The organism is Mariniflexile ostreae (assembly GCF_042427585.1).
Taxonomy (GTDB): Bacteria; Bacteroidota; Bacteroidia; order Flavobacteriales; family Flavobacteriaceae; genus Pseudalgibacter; species Pseudalgibacter ostreae.
Genome location: NZ_JBHMFC010000033.1, coordinates 13474 through 29985 on the forward strand (window position 1 = coordinate 13474; position 16512 = coordinate 29985).

General features: G+C 36.2%; 10 protein-coding genes and 1 tRNA gene. 2 read left to right on the top strand and 9 right to left on the bottom strand.

Features of this window, described 5'->3' with window-relative positions; translation table 11 throughout:
• Positions 1–80 precede the first annotated feature (80 nt).
• Positions 81–1238, bottom strand: a complete 1158-nt coding sequence (locus ACFFU9_RS08600) for a GNAT family N-acetyltransferase (protein WP_379860995.1) — start codon at positions 1236–1238, stop codon at positions 81–83.
• 333 nt (positions 1239–1571) lie between these two features.
• Entirely contained in the window at positions 1572–3575 is a 2004-nt protein-coding gene (locus ACFFU9_RS08605) for a glutamine--tRNA ligase/YqeY domain fusion protein (protein WP_379860996.1), read from the bottom strand.
• A 102-nt stretch (positions 3576–3677) separates the two neighbouring features.
• On the opposite strand from ACFFU9_RS08605, the gene folB reads away from it, so the two are divergent.
• Complete coding sequence (folB, locus tag ACFFU9_RS08610; RefSeq protein WP_379860997.1) at positions 3678–4040, top strand: dihydroneopterin aldolase; 363 nt, start codon at positions 3678–3680, stop codon at positions 4038–4040.
• A 79-nt stretch (positions 4041–4119) separates the two neighbouring features.
• Positions 4120–4190, top strand: a tRNA-Cys gene (locus ACFFU9_RS08615).
• A gap of 178 nt (positions 4191–4368) precedes the next feature.
• Here ACFFU9_RS08615 and ACFFU9_RS08620 read toward each other — a convergent pair.
• The 7 genes from ACFFU9_RS08620 to ACFFU9_RS08650 all read right to left on the bottom strand — a co-directional run bounded on the left by ACFFU9_RS08620 (position 4369) and on the right by ACFFU9_RS08650 (position 16505).
• Positions 4369–5073: a LysE family translocator gene (locus ACFFU9_RS08620; RefSeq protein WP_379860998.1), complete on the bottom strand. Its 705-nt coding sequence runs from the start codon at positions 5071–5073 to the stop codon at positions 4369–4371.
• 143 nt (positions 5074–5216) lie between these two features.
• Positions 5217–9980 (bottom strand): glycosyl hydrolase, encoded by a 4764-nt coding sequence (locus ACFFU9_RS08625; RefSeq protein ID WP_379861000.1) that lies wholly within the window; start codon positions 9978–9980, stop codon positions 5217–5219.
• A 105-nt stretch (positions 9981–10085) separates the two neighbouring features.
• On the bottom strand, positions 10086–10271 hold the full coding sequence (locus ACFFU9_RS08630) for a T9SS type A sorting domain-containing protein (protein WP_379861056.1): 186 nt from the start codon (positions 10269–10271) through the stop codon (positions 10086–10088).
• 3 nt (positions 10272–10274) lie between these two features.
• Positions 10275–11867 carry a hypothetical protein gene (locus ACFFU9_RS08635; RefSeq protein ID WP_379861001.1) on the bottom strand — a complete coding sequence of 531 codons (1593 nt, stop codon included), beginning with the start codon at positions 11865–11867 and terminating at the stop codon, positions 10275–10277.
• A 691-nt stretch (positions 11868–12558) separates the two neighbouring features.
• Positions 12559–13962, bottom strand: a complete 1404-nt coding sequence (locus ACFFU9_RS08640) for an MFS transporter (protein WP_379861002.1) — start codon at positions 13960–13962, stop codon at positions 12559–12561.
• Between the two features lie 39 nt (positions 13963–14001).
• Positions 14002–15459 (bottom strand): glycoside hydrolase family 30 protein, encoded by a 1458-nt coding sequence (locus tag ACFFU9_RS08645; RefSeq protein ID WP_379861057.1) that lies wholly within the window; start codon positions 15457–15459, stop codon positions 14002–14004.
• A gap of 44 nt (positions 15460–15503) precedes the next feature.
• Positions 15504–16505, bottom strand: coding sequence for a glycoside hydrolase family 2 TIM barrel-domain containing protein (locus tag ACFFU9_RS08650; RefSeq protein ID WP_379861003.1), 1002 nt, complete (start codon positions 16503–16505; stop codon positions 15504–15506).
• Between the last annotated feature and the right edge of the window lie 7 nt (positions 16506–16512).

A 16512-nucleotide genomic window follows, 5' to 3' on the forward strand; every position in this document is an offset into this window, starting at 1 on the left:
AGCATGATTAAAACTTAGTTTAAATTGTTCCTTTTTACTAAAGAAGAAATTACCTAATCTATAACAAAAAAAGAATTACACTAATTAGTAAATGGATGCCGCTCTACCCAATCTTGTGAGGGGTTCATAACGTAAAATATAGGCTTTAAAAGTGCATTTACAAAACGGTTGGTGTGTTTTATATACATTAGCATCGCTTTAGGTTTAGCCCCAACAGAACTCTTTATTTCCATAGCGGTTCTGGCATAGACAACTTTTTCAAACTGATGTTCAATGGCAAATTCGGCCATATCATAAAGCATGTTTAAATATATTTGATTGGGAAGTTGATGTTTAGAGTTGTAGCCTAAGAAATAGGTTTCTAAGTGGTTTCCATTTAAAATCAAACTATAAAAACCAATCAAATCATCATCCAAATAATAGCCAAATACTCTAAACCGTACTTTAAGTTGTTGTTTTAATGTATAAAAATGATGCTGTGGAAGAAAAAAAGTATTAAAACTTGCATTATGGGATACATTTAAATAAAGGGCATGCAATTTTTTAGAGGTGTTCTTTATGCTTTCCAAATCCAATTCTTTACAAACAATACCATTCCGTTTTTTCCTGGCGCGTTTATACCTATCCCTATATTTTTTATTCAAGCTGGTTTTGTAATCTTCTTTTTTTAACCAATCAGGACGTAGCGATAACATCATATTGGGCTGCACTAAAACCTTGCGTAAACACCTACTATTAAAAAATTCGTATTCAAGATTCAAAGAGTCTTCAATAAAATAATCTTTAAACATGATAGCACGGATCGTTTTGTTTTGCTTTAATTTAATATCTTTTTTTATATCACTTAAAGCCTTATAAATCAGTTTTAAATACTCTGATTGCGTTATGTTATCATTCTGAAAAAACAAGCTATGTTGTCCTGTATGCGTTAAATTTCCAACCACCAGTATATTACCTTTCAATACTTTTGAAATTGAATCTTGAAAAAACGTTTTTAAACAAGCTCCATGACGCGTCCTAAACATATCTTTTAAATACAATTGAACACGTTGCACTACGGCAACACCAACTAATTTTTGACTAGAAAACACCCCAATATAAAACAGTTGGATGGTTTGTGGTGATGCTTCCTCTAGTGCTTGTAAATAATCTGATTGTAAAAAAAGGTCATGAGCAACTAAAGCATCCCAAGATTTTGGAAGTGCTTTGTATGATTTATAAATACAGTATGTTTTCAATAGGAAATAAAAAACCGAAGTTAAGTACCCTCAGTCTTTAAATGTATTAAAACTTACATAAAAAAATTGAAAAAATTTAAAACAGAATATATTATAGTAGTTAAAAAACATGTTTCAAAGCGTGTTTCACATGAAAAAAATTAACTAAGCCTGATATATTTGGTGATGATTATCTGCTATTGAACCAGAACAGATAATCTAAAAAAACAGCTCTTCTCCACTTCAAAAGCTACGGTCTTCCTGAAAATGCCGATAATGGATTTGAAAAATGGGTTTGAAAGATTCTTGCTCGGATTAAAAACCTGCACTGTTTAAAACAATGCAGGTGGTTTTTTATTTTATTAAACCGGCCTCTGCAACAAGAAGTTCATTTTTGTCATCCAGAGCTTTGTCAATAAATTCGTTTATATCCTCATTTCTTTCTTGACCTTGATTTAATAGTACCCCTAAAACAAGAATCACGGCAATGCGTGTACCCACTTTCTTGGCTGCCGTATTAAACAAAGGCTGCAACTCGTCGTAACTTACCGTTTTAGCCAACTCTTGGATATCGGCCTTTGTTTTTACTTGTTTAGCCTCTGGTAAATTGGTGTATTTTTTCCCTAATTGCTGAATAACATCAATAGCCTTACGCTTAGGCTGCATATTCGTGTTATTTTGCTGATTAGTAGCCTCATTCTGCTTGGGTGCAGATTGTTTTGTCCAAGTATCCCGCAAACCTACTGTTTTATTAAAGACCAAAGCCTCCGAAGTACTATCGTCGTCTACATTAAAATAACCTAAACGTTGAAATTGAAAATGATCTCCTTTTTTAGCATTTTTTAAACTCGGCTCTACAAAAGCTTCAATAATCTTTAAAGAATTTGGATTGATAAAATCCATATAATCTTTATTAGGGTGGCTCTCTGGTGCTTCTTCCATAAACAAACGATCGTACTCCCTAACCTCTGCTTTAATAGCATGCTTTATAGAAACCCAATGCAAGGTCCCTTTTACTTTTTTAGATGTATCTTCAGAATAGGTACAGTGAATCTCCGTTATATTCCCTTTAGAATCTTTTACAACGCTATCAGCTTTAATGATATAGGCGTTTTTAAGGCGTACTTCGCCACCCAATTTCAATCTAAAAAATTTATTTCCTGCTTCTTCTTTAAAATCATCTTTCTCAATATAAAGCGTTCTAGAAAAAGGCACTTTTCTAAAGCCAGCATTTTCATCCTCTTGATTATTTTCAGCCTCCAACCACTCTTCTTTTCCTTCTGGATAATTAGTGATAACCAACTTTACAGGATCTAAAACAGCCATTATTCTGGGAGCGCTTTTATTTAAATCTTCTCGAATACAGAATTCTAAAAGCGACACATCAATTACATTTTCACGCTTTGCAACACCAACAGTTTCTACAAATTTTCTTAGCGAAGCAGGGGTATAACCACGACGTCGCAAACCAGAAACCGTAGGCATTCTTGGATCGTCCCAGCCTTTTACAACTTTATCTTCTACCAATTGCAACAGTTTTCGCTTGCTCATTATGGTATAACTTAGATTTAAACGCGCAAATTCACGCTGCTTAGGCCTTAATTTACCATGCTCTACCACTTGGTCTAAAAACCAATCGTAAAGCTCTCTATGAGGCTTAAATTCTAGCGAACATAGAGAATGTGAAATTTGCTCGATATAATCGCTTTCACCATGCGTCCAATCGTACATGGGGTAAACACACCAATCATTACCTGTTCTATGGTGCTGTTTTTTTAAAACACGGTATATAATAGGGTCACGCATGAGCATATTGGGGTGCTGCATATCTATTTTTGCACGAAGAATGTGTTCTCCAGCATTAAATTCGCCTGCTTTCATTCTTTCGAACAAATCTAAATTTTCAGCTACACTTCTGTTCCTATTAGGGCCATCAATCCCGGGTTGCGTTGGTGTTCCTTTTTGTTCTGCCATAGCATCACTAGATTGCGAATCGACATAGGCCTTGCCTTCTTTTATTAAACAAACAGCCCAATCGTACAATTGTTGGAAATAATCTGACGAATACAATTCCTTATCCCAAGTATAGCCTAACCAAGCTACATCTTTTTTAATGGCGTCTACATATTCCTGTTCTTCCTTTGCTGGGTTGGTATCATCAAAACGAAGATTTACTGGAGCATTGTATTTTTCTCCCAATCCAAAACTAATGCCAATGGCCTTAATGTGACCAATATGCAAATACCCATTTGGTTCTGGAGGAAAACGGAAACGCAAGTCGTTTTTAGACATCCCCTTGGCTAAGTCTTCTTCTATTATTTGCTCAATAAAATTTAGTGGTTTGTTTTCTTCAGACATAAAAATTTATAACTAGTGAACGCATACAATATATTTAAGTTTAAAAATAAACAAAAACATTGTGCAAAATTAGGTAATTTTGATGACTTAAAAATGCAATACATGGGAATTATAAAAGTTGAAAATATAAGAGTTTTTGCCCATCATGGGTGTTTAAAGGAAGAAACAAAAATAGGAAGCCATTACCGTGTCGATTTACAAGTGAAAGCTAATTTACAAACTTCGGCACTATCTGATAAGCTTATCGATACAGTGGATTATGTGTTTTTAAACCGTATTATAAAAGATGAAATGGCACTACCCTCCCAATTATTGGAAACCGTTGCACGGCGTATATTGGATAGAATCTTTAAAGAAGATGCCGCTATTAAAAAAGCCAGCGTTTGGATTAGTAAATTAAACCCGCCAATTGGTGGCGATGTGGCCAAAGTAACCATAAAAATGACTGATAAGCGTAAAAAATGATTTTATGTGATGGAAAGACTAAAATTTTTTTACCTTTGCACTCTCGCAATGAGATTTCTTTTTATAAAAGATATAATTTGGCGTTGTGGCCGAGTGGCTAGGCAGAGGTCTGCAAAACCTTCTACAGCGGTTCGAATCCGCTCGACGCCTCAAAAAACCTTTAACATCTGTTAGAGGTTTTTTTTATACCTTTTTTTAAAAACCGAAAGCATTAGGTACCTGTTAAAAGGTATGAGGGTTTTAAGATTAAGTGGGGCATATTAGAATTTAAATAGAAAAAACAATACTTTTTTATAATTTAAACATTCGAATGGCCAATATCTTTCTGCTATCCATTTAAATGAAGAGCTTTATCTTTTTTATGCTGAATTTGTTGCCACTTTTCTTGAATTTTTTCTTTTTCATTTGGAAAAAAACCTTGAACCAAAAGTAAAACCCCAAACCCTAAAATAACTAAAGCAATAATTTTTTTGGTTTTAAAGATGCGACGTGGTGTTAGCTTATTTTTTAATTTTTTAGCAATTACTATTTTAATTAAATCTACCATAAAATAAACAATCAAAATAGTACTTAAAAACACTATTAAGCCATCGTCTGAACTGGTTAACGAAGTGCCTAAAACAATAAATGCGACCCAGCCCAACAGCACGCCGATATTTATAAAATTGAGTAAAAACCCTTTAATAAAGAGTTGTCCGTACTTTTTCTTAAGCTCAACTTTATGATATTCCTTAACTATAGACCGAAAAGATTTTGAGGTTTTCATAAAAGAGATTATCCCGTATACAATTAGCAAAACACCTCCAAAAACCAAAAAACTAGGCTCGTCCTTTATTTTATCGAGAAGTTTGTTTGTACTAAAAAAAGCTACACCAATAAAAAGGATATCGGCAAGCATAACGCCACAATCAAATATAAGCGCACTTCTAAACCCCTTAGTCGCTCCAGTTTCAAGCAAAACGAAAAAAACCGGACCAATAGTAAAGGCTAAGATTATTCCAAATGGAATGGCCGCTAAAACATCATCAAGCATACGTTTAAAGGTATTTAAACAAAGTAAAGAAATATTTTAAACTATTTAATTGTTTATGCCGGACTTCTATCTTTTTTATAAACTTAAAACAAAAAGGCAGCCTTTTCAGACCGCCTCACTTTTAAATTTCAAGAAAAAGTAACTTATTGTTTGATTAACTTAACACTACTAATACCTGTCGCAGTTTGGATTTTCGCAAAATATAAACCAGACTTCAATCTCACAGCACTAATCGTTGCTTCGCTTGCATTAGGCGCTATAAATAGCACCCTTTTTCCTAATATATCAAAGACCTGAATAGTGGACATCTGGATGTTTTCTGTTCGAATTTTCCAGCTATCTTGAGTAGGATTGGGGTATATGCTAAAAGGTATATTATCAACATATTCATTACTTAATGTACAAGCACTACCAACCACATATGAAAAATATTTCGTCACCACCAAGCCTCCTGAAAAAGCAAACTTACAGGCATAACGAATCGTTTCTCCAGCAGTTTGTCCATTAATTGTGGCGGTAAATGTTTTACCAGAAGTATTTGACATAGGTGTTTCTCCAAAGGGAGTTTCTTTCCATAAATACGCAACAACCCCCACTTTATCGTCCAATAATTCAAAGGTTAAAGTAACATCATTACCAGAAGTAACAAAACTATAATTATATCCTATTTCGAACGCCCCTTGTTGTGCTTCCGATGAATTTCCTGAACATGGAGTACTCGTATTGGCCGCTGTGGTTGCATTTATAGTTATAGGGTTGTTGGTAGCCGTATTACCAGCTAAATCAGATGCAGAAATATTAAACGTATAACTTGTATTTGGATCCAATGCTGTAAGGATAAAAGGTTTTTGAACGCCAGAATCTCCTGTTTTTGTAACATTATTAGCGCCATAACCTACATTATAAATTACAGTGCCCGAATCGTCTGTAGCATTTAACAACAACTCCACAGAACTAGATGTAACGGTTCCTAATGATACCGTAAAGCTTGTTGGAGCCTGAGCATCACTAGCAGCACTACAATCAGAGCCTACAACATAACTGATATATTTAGTTATAGAAAGCCCCCCCGCATAAGCAAACTTGCACGCATAGCTTATAGTGGTTCCTGCTGCTAAACCACTTAGCGTTTTTGTAAAAATGTTTCCAGACACATGATCCATTGAAGATTCAGCAAATGGTGTTTGTTGCCATAAATAGGCGCTTACTCCTGCCTTGTCTGTATCTAAAAGCTCAAACCTTACTTTTACATCTGTACCTATCGTTTCAAAAGTGCTTTTATAACCTATTGAGAAGTTTCCTTGTTGTGCTTGTGAAAACGTTTCTGTACATTGTTTTATATCTTGAACCTTGATGTACACCTCAGAAGTTACACTACTGCCACCGGCATCATCCGTCGCTTTTGCTGTTATTATATGATCCCCAACACTTGCTCCAGACCAAGTAAAGGAATAAGGCTCCGTAGTGTCTTCACCTATTTTTACCACACCATCATAAAATTCTACTTTAGCTATAGCGCCATCTAAATCAGTTGCAGAAGCTGTTATGGTGATGTCATCCCCATCTTTAAAAAAAGCACTATTAGAAGGAGCGATTAATGATACCGTAGGTTTTATATTTCCTGTGGCCGATACAATTACCAGCACCTCATCTGTTGAGGCATATGTACCATCATTAACAGTTAGTTTTACTTTATAAATGCCTTCTTTTAAATTTGAAATATTAGGAGACACCACATTATTTGCAGAAAAGCTTATCATAGACGGGCCATAAAGTTGTTCCCAATTATAATTTAAGATGGGTGTATCGGCATCGGTACTTAACGAGGCATCCAATACAGCTGTTGTAGCAGGCATAACGACTATTACATTATCTCCCGCTTCAGCTACTGGTGGATTATAACTTAAAGGCCCTGAATAAGCAAAGCGTAATTTACCTAAGTTGAACTCACCGTTAGTAAAAACTAATTTAAGCGTATGTTTACCCTTGTTCAATGCTATATTATTTACCGTTTTAGTAGCCCATGTACTCCAGTTGCTGGTGCTTGTGGCATTTAAACTAATGTTCGGACTTATGATGACGTTATCAATTTCAAGATGAAAAGGGCCTCCTCCAGCAGGGTTTCCGGATGCATATCTGAAAGACAAATCATAGTTTCCAGCCGTTTCGACTTCAATACTATATTCTACCCATTCCCCCGGTGCATTCCAGCCTAAATAAGCGCCTTCGTTGGCATCTATTGCAGCATCCACATATTCATTTGGCCTAAAACCTCCCTCGTTTACTTGGGACACGTCTACGTATGCTATGCCCTGACCAATGCCGCCTTCAAATTTATCGTAATGCCCAGCTTCTATAATTTCTGAAGGGATTGAAATTGGACTTCCGGAATAAGGCACCTGTTCTCCCACCTGAATGTTGATGATGTTTGTAACATTAAACGACGTTCCTGTATAAACTTTCGCATACATGCTGTGAATACCCAACTCTAGGTTTAAGGCTTTCATTTCATAAGGGCTTGAAAGCGTTTCCCCCAAAGCTGTAGTGCCATCAAAAAACTCCACTTTAGTAACTCCAGCACCCGTTGTTTCCACCATGAGATTTACACTTCCGTTTGAAAAGGCCTGATTAAAATCAGATGTAAGCATACCCGTTGCACTAACATCTTTACTTGTTGCCATTTTATTTGCGGGTACATCTAAGGCATATCCATCCGAAAACGTAACCGTTATAGGTACATTGGAATAATTGTGGGCTACATAAGAAAGCAAGCCCCCCTTGTTAAACGCTGCCGCAATAGGGTAATCTGCGGTTAAAGAAGCCTCCAGTGTACCCATAGCATTCATGGCGTGTAACCAATGGTACGTTTGTGCGTCCGAAACTCCAAATTTTATATTACGGTCTGGATAAGAATCATACAAATCTATAGCGGCTTGAGGGTCTAAAAAAGACAGATATTTCCAAATGGTATCATGCCATAGATTGGGGTTGGTACTAGATGCGCTCAATATTTCGGTATGTGCTTTAAGCTCGTTCCATATTTTTTGAACGTAACTTTTATTCTGTCCCAAATATAAAGACCCACCGTGCATGGGGTAAAGTTCAATACCATAAGATGCCGTAATATCACTAGTCCAGAAGGTACCATTATCATAGGAGTTTCCCCACACCCTCGAAACTAAACCGTATTGTTGTGAAGGTTTAAAGTTACGTTCATTCACATCAAACCAATACTCTTCTATCGCTGTTTGTTCTGTGGTGTAAAGATAGACCCCTAAATCGCGAATAGCATCATTTCCTGTTATGGTGCCCCAGTGTATCAATGACGAATTGAATTGCATACTCTCTGAGGTTGATTCCTGATCATTCCCTTGCGGAAAAGAAGCAAAACCATTGGCCCAGCAATGGCCTGCATACGGACTGAAATTTCTTAAAAAAGGAAACTTATCATCATTCCTATTATTAGAAGCCGCATCCCTAACCAACAAATTAATCATATCACCCCATTGAGCAGCCCAACCAGGCTCAAATTGTTCCATAAAAGCTGCTGCATGTATAAAATATCCCCAATGAAAATGATGGTCGTTAATATTAGTGTCCTGACCATGTCCTGCAGGGTAGCCTAACATGGCCGACCACGTGCTGTTGTAATAAAATAAGAATGCTTTTTCGCCAGATTGATAGGTTAACCAGTCTTCTAATCGCTCTTTTATAGTGGCAATCATTTTGTTTCTAGCAGTCAAATTACCTGTTTGATCTGCAATTCTTGCTGTTTGTATTAATCGATTCATTACTTGACCTTCATTATAAGAATCCGTCCAAGTGGCTAATCCATCGTTCTCTATTTGTGCAATTTTTGCTTCTAGTTCTGATGGGTTAAATCCATTACTATGATTTGCCAAATACGGCATGGTGGGTAAAATGCCCTTAAATGTGTTTTCTACACTAAATACATTTCCAGCCAAAGTTTTTATTTCTCCTCTAACACCATCGTAACTATAGCCGTTTGGTGTTGCAGAGCCCAAAGCTAAATGACTCCACTGGTGCGGCAATAAACCTAATAACATGTTTGTTTCTGTACCTTCTTTTACGTCTGTTTCGACAGTAAATGTTGTTAATACTTTTGAAGTACTTCTATTATAATCCCAAGCTGTAGTCGTGTTAATTGGAAATACATAAGCATATTTTCCATAGTCTTGAGCTACAGAAGCCACGTTGCTTGTGCTTTGGGGGAGCATGGCCATAGACCAGTAGGTCTTATTATTTAACGTAGAAGTGAACGTTGAACCATTTTGTTCCCAAGTACTTCCAACGGGTGCATAAAACACAAAATCAGCCCCGTTACTAGCATTCTCTACTATTAATAATTCTGATGAAATGATTGCTGCTCCGGCATTGACCTTAATTTCTAAAACATCATCACTTTCTTTTTCAAAATATATAAAAGGCATACCAATTCCTGCAGTAGCACTCATGTTGTGAGAAGCATCTTTCCAGTTCATGGTTACGGTCCAATCGGAATAATCGGAAACCGTTGTTTTGGTTGTATTTAATCCAGACAAACCAACTTGAATAGGCGCAGAATCACCAATAACTCCAAAAGGTATATAGGTAACGATTAAACCCGTATTAGTGGTTTTTAAGGTCATTGGATAATTAAAAAGATTATCAGCATGATTTTCTTTTACCAATTTTGACCACCAATCATTCGTTGGAACTGGTTTACCTAAGGCGTCACCGCTTAATTGAGGTGTGCCAGAAGGAAATCCATTTCGTCCAGCACTATCTGTACCAGGAAAACTAGTGGCGTAGCTTCCATTACCAACGGGTACTTGAGCGTTTAAAATTGATGAATAGCACAAAAGGGCCATTATCAGAAACTTGAAAATTGAATGGTGTTTTTTCATAATATAGTTTTGTTAAGTTTGTTAATAAATTATTAATCTGAAAAAAAGTTTTTTAATTACGTTTTAAAACACTCCTTTTTATGTTTGTTCAAGACCAAAAAGCTGTTAGTTTTTAATCAATTTCAGAGTTTCGTAACCGCTATCTGTATGGAGAACAGCAAAATACAGTCCTGTTTTTAATTGAGTGGCATCCACTTTTGCTTCTTTAGAATTCGGCGTTAAAAACACAACACCTTTACCTAAAACATCAAATACTTGAATGGAAGCTATGTGAGAATTCTGAGCTTTAATAAGTCATCCCTTTTTAGTTGGATTAGGATATACACTAAATTTGAGCGTTTCAACATCATCATAACTTAAACTAACATCGTTATAGAAGTAAAAACTGTCAAACCAAATCGTACCATTCCCTGCTAACTTAAATTGTTTTACCGCATTTAAATCTACTGGAGGAGCAAAAGCATTAAAAGGAATATCTGTACTTAGCCATGTTTCTTTACTACTTACAGGCAATGCATAAGTTTTCTCTTGACCTTCACTTATTAGAAAAAAGTCCAATGTAGTGGCATTGGCTGTCCAATAATCCACATGAAGATGTGTGCGTTCCGAAACATTCTGTTCGGCATATTCTGTCCCTTGGTAATTTAAACCTTCATACTTTAAAACTTCTTCACCTGCAACCATTTCTATAGTAGCAACTGTAGATTGTCCCCAATTGGGATTATAATTTGTGCCAGATATGTTAGCGTAAGCATCGCTAAAAATAGAGAGGACCTGATGATTTGTTTCATCGCGTGTTGGGGCTGTTGCAGCAGCTTCAGGTTGTGGTAATGAGCCTGTTATAACGCCATCTGGTACTTGAAGGTTATCAAAATAAATGATATTATCTGTGGTTCTATTCGTTTCTACAAAATCTGGTATAATAATTAGCTTATTGTAAGCACTTCCTATTTGAGATGAGAAATCAAAGGTCAGTTCTTCCCGTTGATTGATTACAGTGTTTCCAATCTTAGCTTCAATAGCGGGGCTGAGTCCTTCAAACTTAATACCCACGTTACTAATGGTTGGCTTGTAAACCATAATTTTTATCGTAGTATTAGTCTCATCAAAAGTAAACTCCCCTATACTACTAGTAAAGCATAAAGCCCAGTTCTGATCGGTAGCATGAGCTACGAATTCAGCAACATATGCAGATGTATTAATACCTCCACTTACAGGGTTTCCTATTTGAGATAAGGATGGAGCTACTTCTGTCGCCGTCCAAATCCAGTCACTTCCAATACCTTCAGGCTCAAAGTCAACAATTACAAAAACAGGTGTCGCTAAGGCAGTACCTAAAGTGTCAGATACATTGTCTATATATGTTGTACTATCAAATGGAGGTGTTGCGAAATCATTGGAATAACAAGGAAAGAACACTAATAGTTTATACTGATCATTAGGTATAGGTTGGCCCGCATTTGGTGCACTAAAATCTACAGCAATAGTTTCCCATCCCGTTCCAGTATGACTGAAGCTCTTTTCGGTACTTCCCGAAGTACCGTTTAAAGTTTGCTCCAACTTTAACAGAAAAACCTGAGTACTTTCCGCATAAACATCCACTGTAATAACCTTGTTACCAGTAGCATCTGTTAAGTCGATATAATTGCTAGTTAATGAAAGCTGTGCATTTTGCCATGCTTCTCCTGTAGCAACACTAATAATTTCTCCTGCATTACCATGGTCTGGCATATCAGAAGGTAAATCAATTATGTCAACCGATGCAAGACCGCTATCTTTCTTCCAATTAGATCCGACTATAATGTCACTATCAAAAGTGACAGGAATGGTTTGTGCAAATCCAAATGACATCATCAAAAGGACAAATAAAAAAGTAATTTTTTTCATAATGATTTGATTTTAATTAATGTTATAAATTTGTAATTCGTTCTTTCATAAAAATAAAGCACAAAATCTTTAACCACTATGAATCAGTAATATACAAACCATACAAATCATTAGAAAGAATAATTAAACCTTCTAATCCATAGCGTTTATTCGGTATGCGCTATAAAAATAATGATTCAGTTTTATGAGAAATAGCACTTATATTTTAAAAACGTTGTAGTAATATTGTGGTAGTTATGATTAGACTTCCCAATCTTACATAAAACATACAGCATCTTGATGTTCAATATCACACTTTTGAATAAAATTAGAATTATCATCTTCCGCATCATCAAAAGTTCTACTCTTATCATACTGATTATCAATAAAAAGCTTACTTTATTTACAGTCCGATATAGGTTATATACATGAAACCTACCTTCCAAAAGTTGAATTTTCACCTTTAGTGGTTAAACGTATTTTAATACATGTTTTTTCATATAAATTAAAGCATCCTCCCCGGTACGGGTAGCAATTTGCCAAAATAATATCGCAAGCCTTATAATTTTTGGACGTTCTGAAAACTCATAATAAGCATCTACATAACCCACCAGAATATTTGGAAGTGCCTTTCCTTTTTATAATCAAGATTTAGTCCAGAAAGTGCTATTGTCCATGCGCCTTGCACAATATCCTGATTGAGTAGTTTTATTTACTTTTTTCTAAGCTCTAATGCACTGCGAATTTCACCTGCACGCGCTTCGCCTACATCATAGTTTCGCATCACATAAATGGCCGCAAGGGTTCCTAAAATGGGTAGACCTGAAAAGAAAATTCGTAAGCCCGTTATGGCACCTTCAGTTTGTATCGCTGCCCCTGAATTAAAATCTACTAAAGTCATAATAGCACCACTTAACAATCCGGCAATGGCAAGGCCAAACTTTACCATCCACCAATAAATAGCACCAAAAACACCTTCTCTTCGCTTTCCTGAATTTAATTCATCAAGATCGATAACATCTGCCGTCATGGACATCATAAGCGTAAACAAGCTTCCTATTCCAAAGGAAAAAAAAGGTAAGGCAAAAATGAACATATACGGTTTGCCTGGAATAAAAAGAAACCAAAGCATGATATAGCCTATAATCGAAATGGTTTGACATACGATAAAAGCATTTCTTTTACCCCATATTTTAGACATCTTTGTTACAATTGGAATGACTAAAAAGGTGGTTGATAAGGCGCCAAGACTACCAAAAAGTGTAGGCCAAATACCAGCAGCATCGGCACTCCCATTAAATAAGTGATACACCACTATAAAAAAGGAAAAGCTGGCAATAGTATTAAAAGCATTAAAAATTAAAAATGTGGCCATACATAATTTTCTAAAGGGTTTTAATTGAAATGCTTCTTTAAACCCTTGTACTATTTCTTTTAAACTCTGGCCTATCGTTTTAGCGGTTAAAGGTGAATAATTCTCATGTAATGTCGATTGGCCCTTAATAAAAATAGCAGGCACCATAGCACATAACATAAACGCAATTCCAACCCAAACGGCCAATGTTCTAGTGGCCACATCGGCAGATTCGAACCACGTTTTATCGTACATGATAACCCAAAACCAAGGGGCAATAACCCATGCCCATTGGCCAATCCATTGCGAGACAGCCATAATATTGGTGCGCTCGTGAAAATCGTTGCTCATTTCATAGCCCATGGCCACATAAGGCACACTAAAAATGGTTAAACCGAGATAAAAAACAATAGACCAAAGTAGAAAATAAGTGAAATTATAATCTAAACCATTTTCCCTATGAAGCTGCCACATGATAACGAATGAGACTCCTAAAATGATGGCTCCAATAAAGACATATTGCTTACGTCTCCCCCATCTTGATTTTGTATTGTCTGAAATAAACCCCATTATAGGATCTGTAATGGAATCGAACAACCTAGGAACAAAGAACAATATTCCCCACATCCATCCTGGAAAACCTAAATCCTGTACTAAAACGACCATAAAAATCCCCAATACAGCAGGAAACATTTGATTTGCAAGCATACCCACCCCGAAGGCAATCTTTTGCCCGATGGGAACTTTATTTGTTTTAGACATCTTATTTTATTTTAATTATTAGTAATAACCCTCTTTTAATTATGGTTTTGGGATTATAATAGTTTGAAGCGCTTTTTCAGGAATACTCATCTTTATGGTTTTATTGTGTATAGCAATCGAAAGACTTTTAGGAACTTCTCCTTCATTAAACGCTACCACTGCAATAGAGCCATCTGGGTTTTTAACCGCAGATACCATAAGTGAAGGGTCGGAGTTTTCTACACCAATAACTTGGGCACCTGGACGCATATATTTACTAAAATGGGCCATCGTATAATAAAGTGGCGTAAAATAAACCTCATCTGCATCGGGATCTACAATTACTGGAGCGACACACCAGTTTTCGAACCAATTTGGCCCGCCTTGACGGTCTAATACCATGTTCCAGTCTATCCACCCATCTACCCAATTGTTTAAGCAACCGATAATATCTCTAGCATAACGATTAACAGGAGCGTATTTGGGGTGTAAATGCTTATCTTCTTCAGACGCCCAATCCCAACCCCAATCGGTAGCTTCTTTTTTCCAGTACCACGCATCATCTTTCCAAACGGGTACTTGGGAGTCTACGCACCCTTCCGTTTCTATTAAGTATTTATTAGGCGCTTTATTATGTGCATATTGTAAGGCCTCTGGAAAATAGTCATAAGTGCTTTCATACCAATGAATCGCCGTACCATCGAAGTATTTTGAAGAGGCTTCATCTCTAAACATCTCGTCTACCCAGTCTTTAAGTCCGGCTCTATTTTGGTCGTATCCTAATATTATTTTATCTCCTTTTCCATCCGCTTCAAGTTTCGGCCCTAAGTGCTTTTGTACAAAATCGGTCATTTCTTTTGGTGTGTAATGCATACTTTCCCAATTATTGCCATTGCCGTGTGGTTCATTTTCTACAGTAAACCCCCAAACATCTATACCCTCAGCTTTATAAGCATCTATGTATTTAGAGAAGAACAAGGCCCAAGTATCATAGTATTCTGGAAGTAATTTTCCACCCACCCAATGCTTATTATCTTTCATCCAGGGCGCCGCTGACCATGGTGAGGCTATAATTTTAAAGCCATCTTCTGAAATCGCCATAGCATCTTTTATCATTGGAATGAGGTCGTCCATATCTTCTTCAATAGTAAAATGCTCTAGGGTTTTGTCCCCTTCTACTGGTGTATATGAATAATTTGTCAATGAAAAATCACAAGAATTCATGTGCGTTCTTGTTAAAGAATATCGGGCACCATCGTTTGCGAAATACGCTTTTAAAATTGTATCTCTATTTTTCTTACTAAGTTGGTTTAATAAGTATGCCGATGATTCTGTAAAAGACCCACCAAAACCTGTTATGGTCTGAAAGGTTTGTTCTGGCAATAACTTTAGGCTTACTAGAGTATCAAAATTTTGAAAATTATTAATTTTTTTAAGATTATTTCCGCTAGCCGAGGTTTCATACACCTCAAATTCTATGGGGTTATCTTTTTTATGACAACTTGATAGTACTACCATAAAAACCATTAAGCAACTGAATGTTTTCATTGTTCTATATTTAGTTATTTATATTTATTTTTTAAAACTTCAAATGTTTCTTTTTTCTGCCTATCGATATTTACAATTCCCCAATACTCTTCATTAGGAGCCCCGTCATAAGGCACGCCGCTACTATTTGGAGCCCAGCCGCCAACATCTTGCCTTTCTGGGTGCCCTGCTTTCCACCACCCATCTGTAAAAGAAAACATGGTAACCCCTAAACAGATGTCTTGATTTTTAAATATTTTAGATAAAATATTAGCATTGGCTGTTGCTTGTGCGCTTTCATTACTCCCTTGTTTAAAGCCATGGTTTTCAATAGACATATAGCTATCACCTCCTGCTTCTGATAAATACATAGGTTTTGTGCTTATCGCTTCCCATTCTGAAAATATACTCTCTGGATTGTCCCATCGGTATACATTTATACCCCATACATCGATGTTTGGAGAAAATGCCAGTGCCACAGCATCTGGTAATTCACCATGCGCCGTAGTAACAGGGTGATCGGTATCATTTTGATGTATAATACCTGCTGCATTATTCATGATTTTATACCAATTTTTAATATCGCCTTCAAACCACTCAGGGTGGTAGTTATATTCATTACCAAGCTCCCACATTAAAATAGCTGGATGGTTTTTATAGGCTTTTACATAGTCGATAAAGGTTCCTGATTTTATATCGAAAACGCCATCTTGGTTATATCCAAAGCCTATAATCACTTTTATACCCGCAGCATGAATATCATCTAAAACCGCTTTATCTTTAATGGGTTCATACACCCTTATCGTATTAATATTAGCCTCCTGCATTAATGCCAAATCTTGAGTTAAAGTTTCAAAATTTCTTTTACTGCTTCCTTTTGGAACAGGGTGATAACAAATCCCTTTTATAAGGTATGGCACCTTATTTACCAAAATTTGACGATCGGAAATATGTACGGCTCCTAATCCGTCTTTACCTCCACATGAAAATAAAGGGAGTAAAAAAGCTAGAATTAATATGTTTTTTAAAAATTGCATCCTTTTT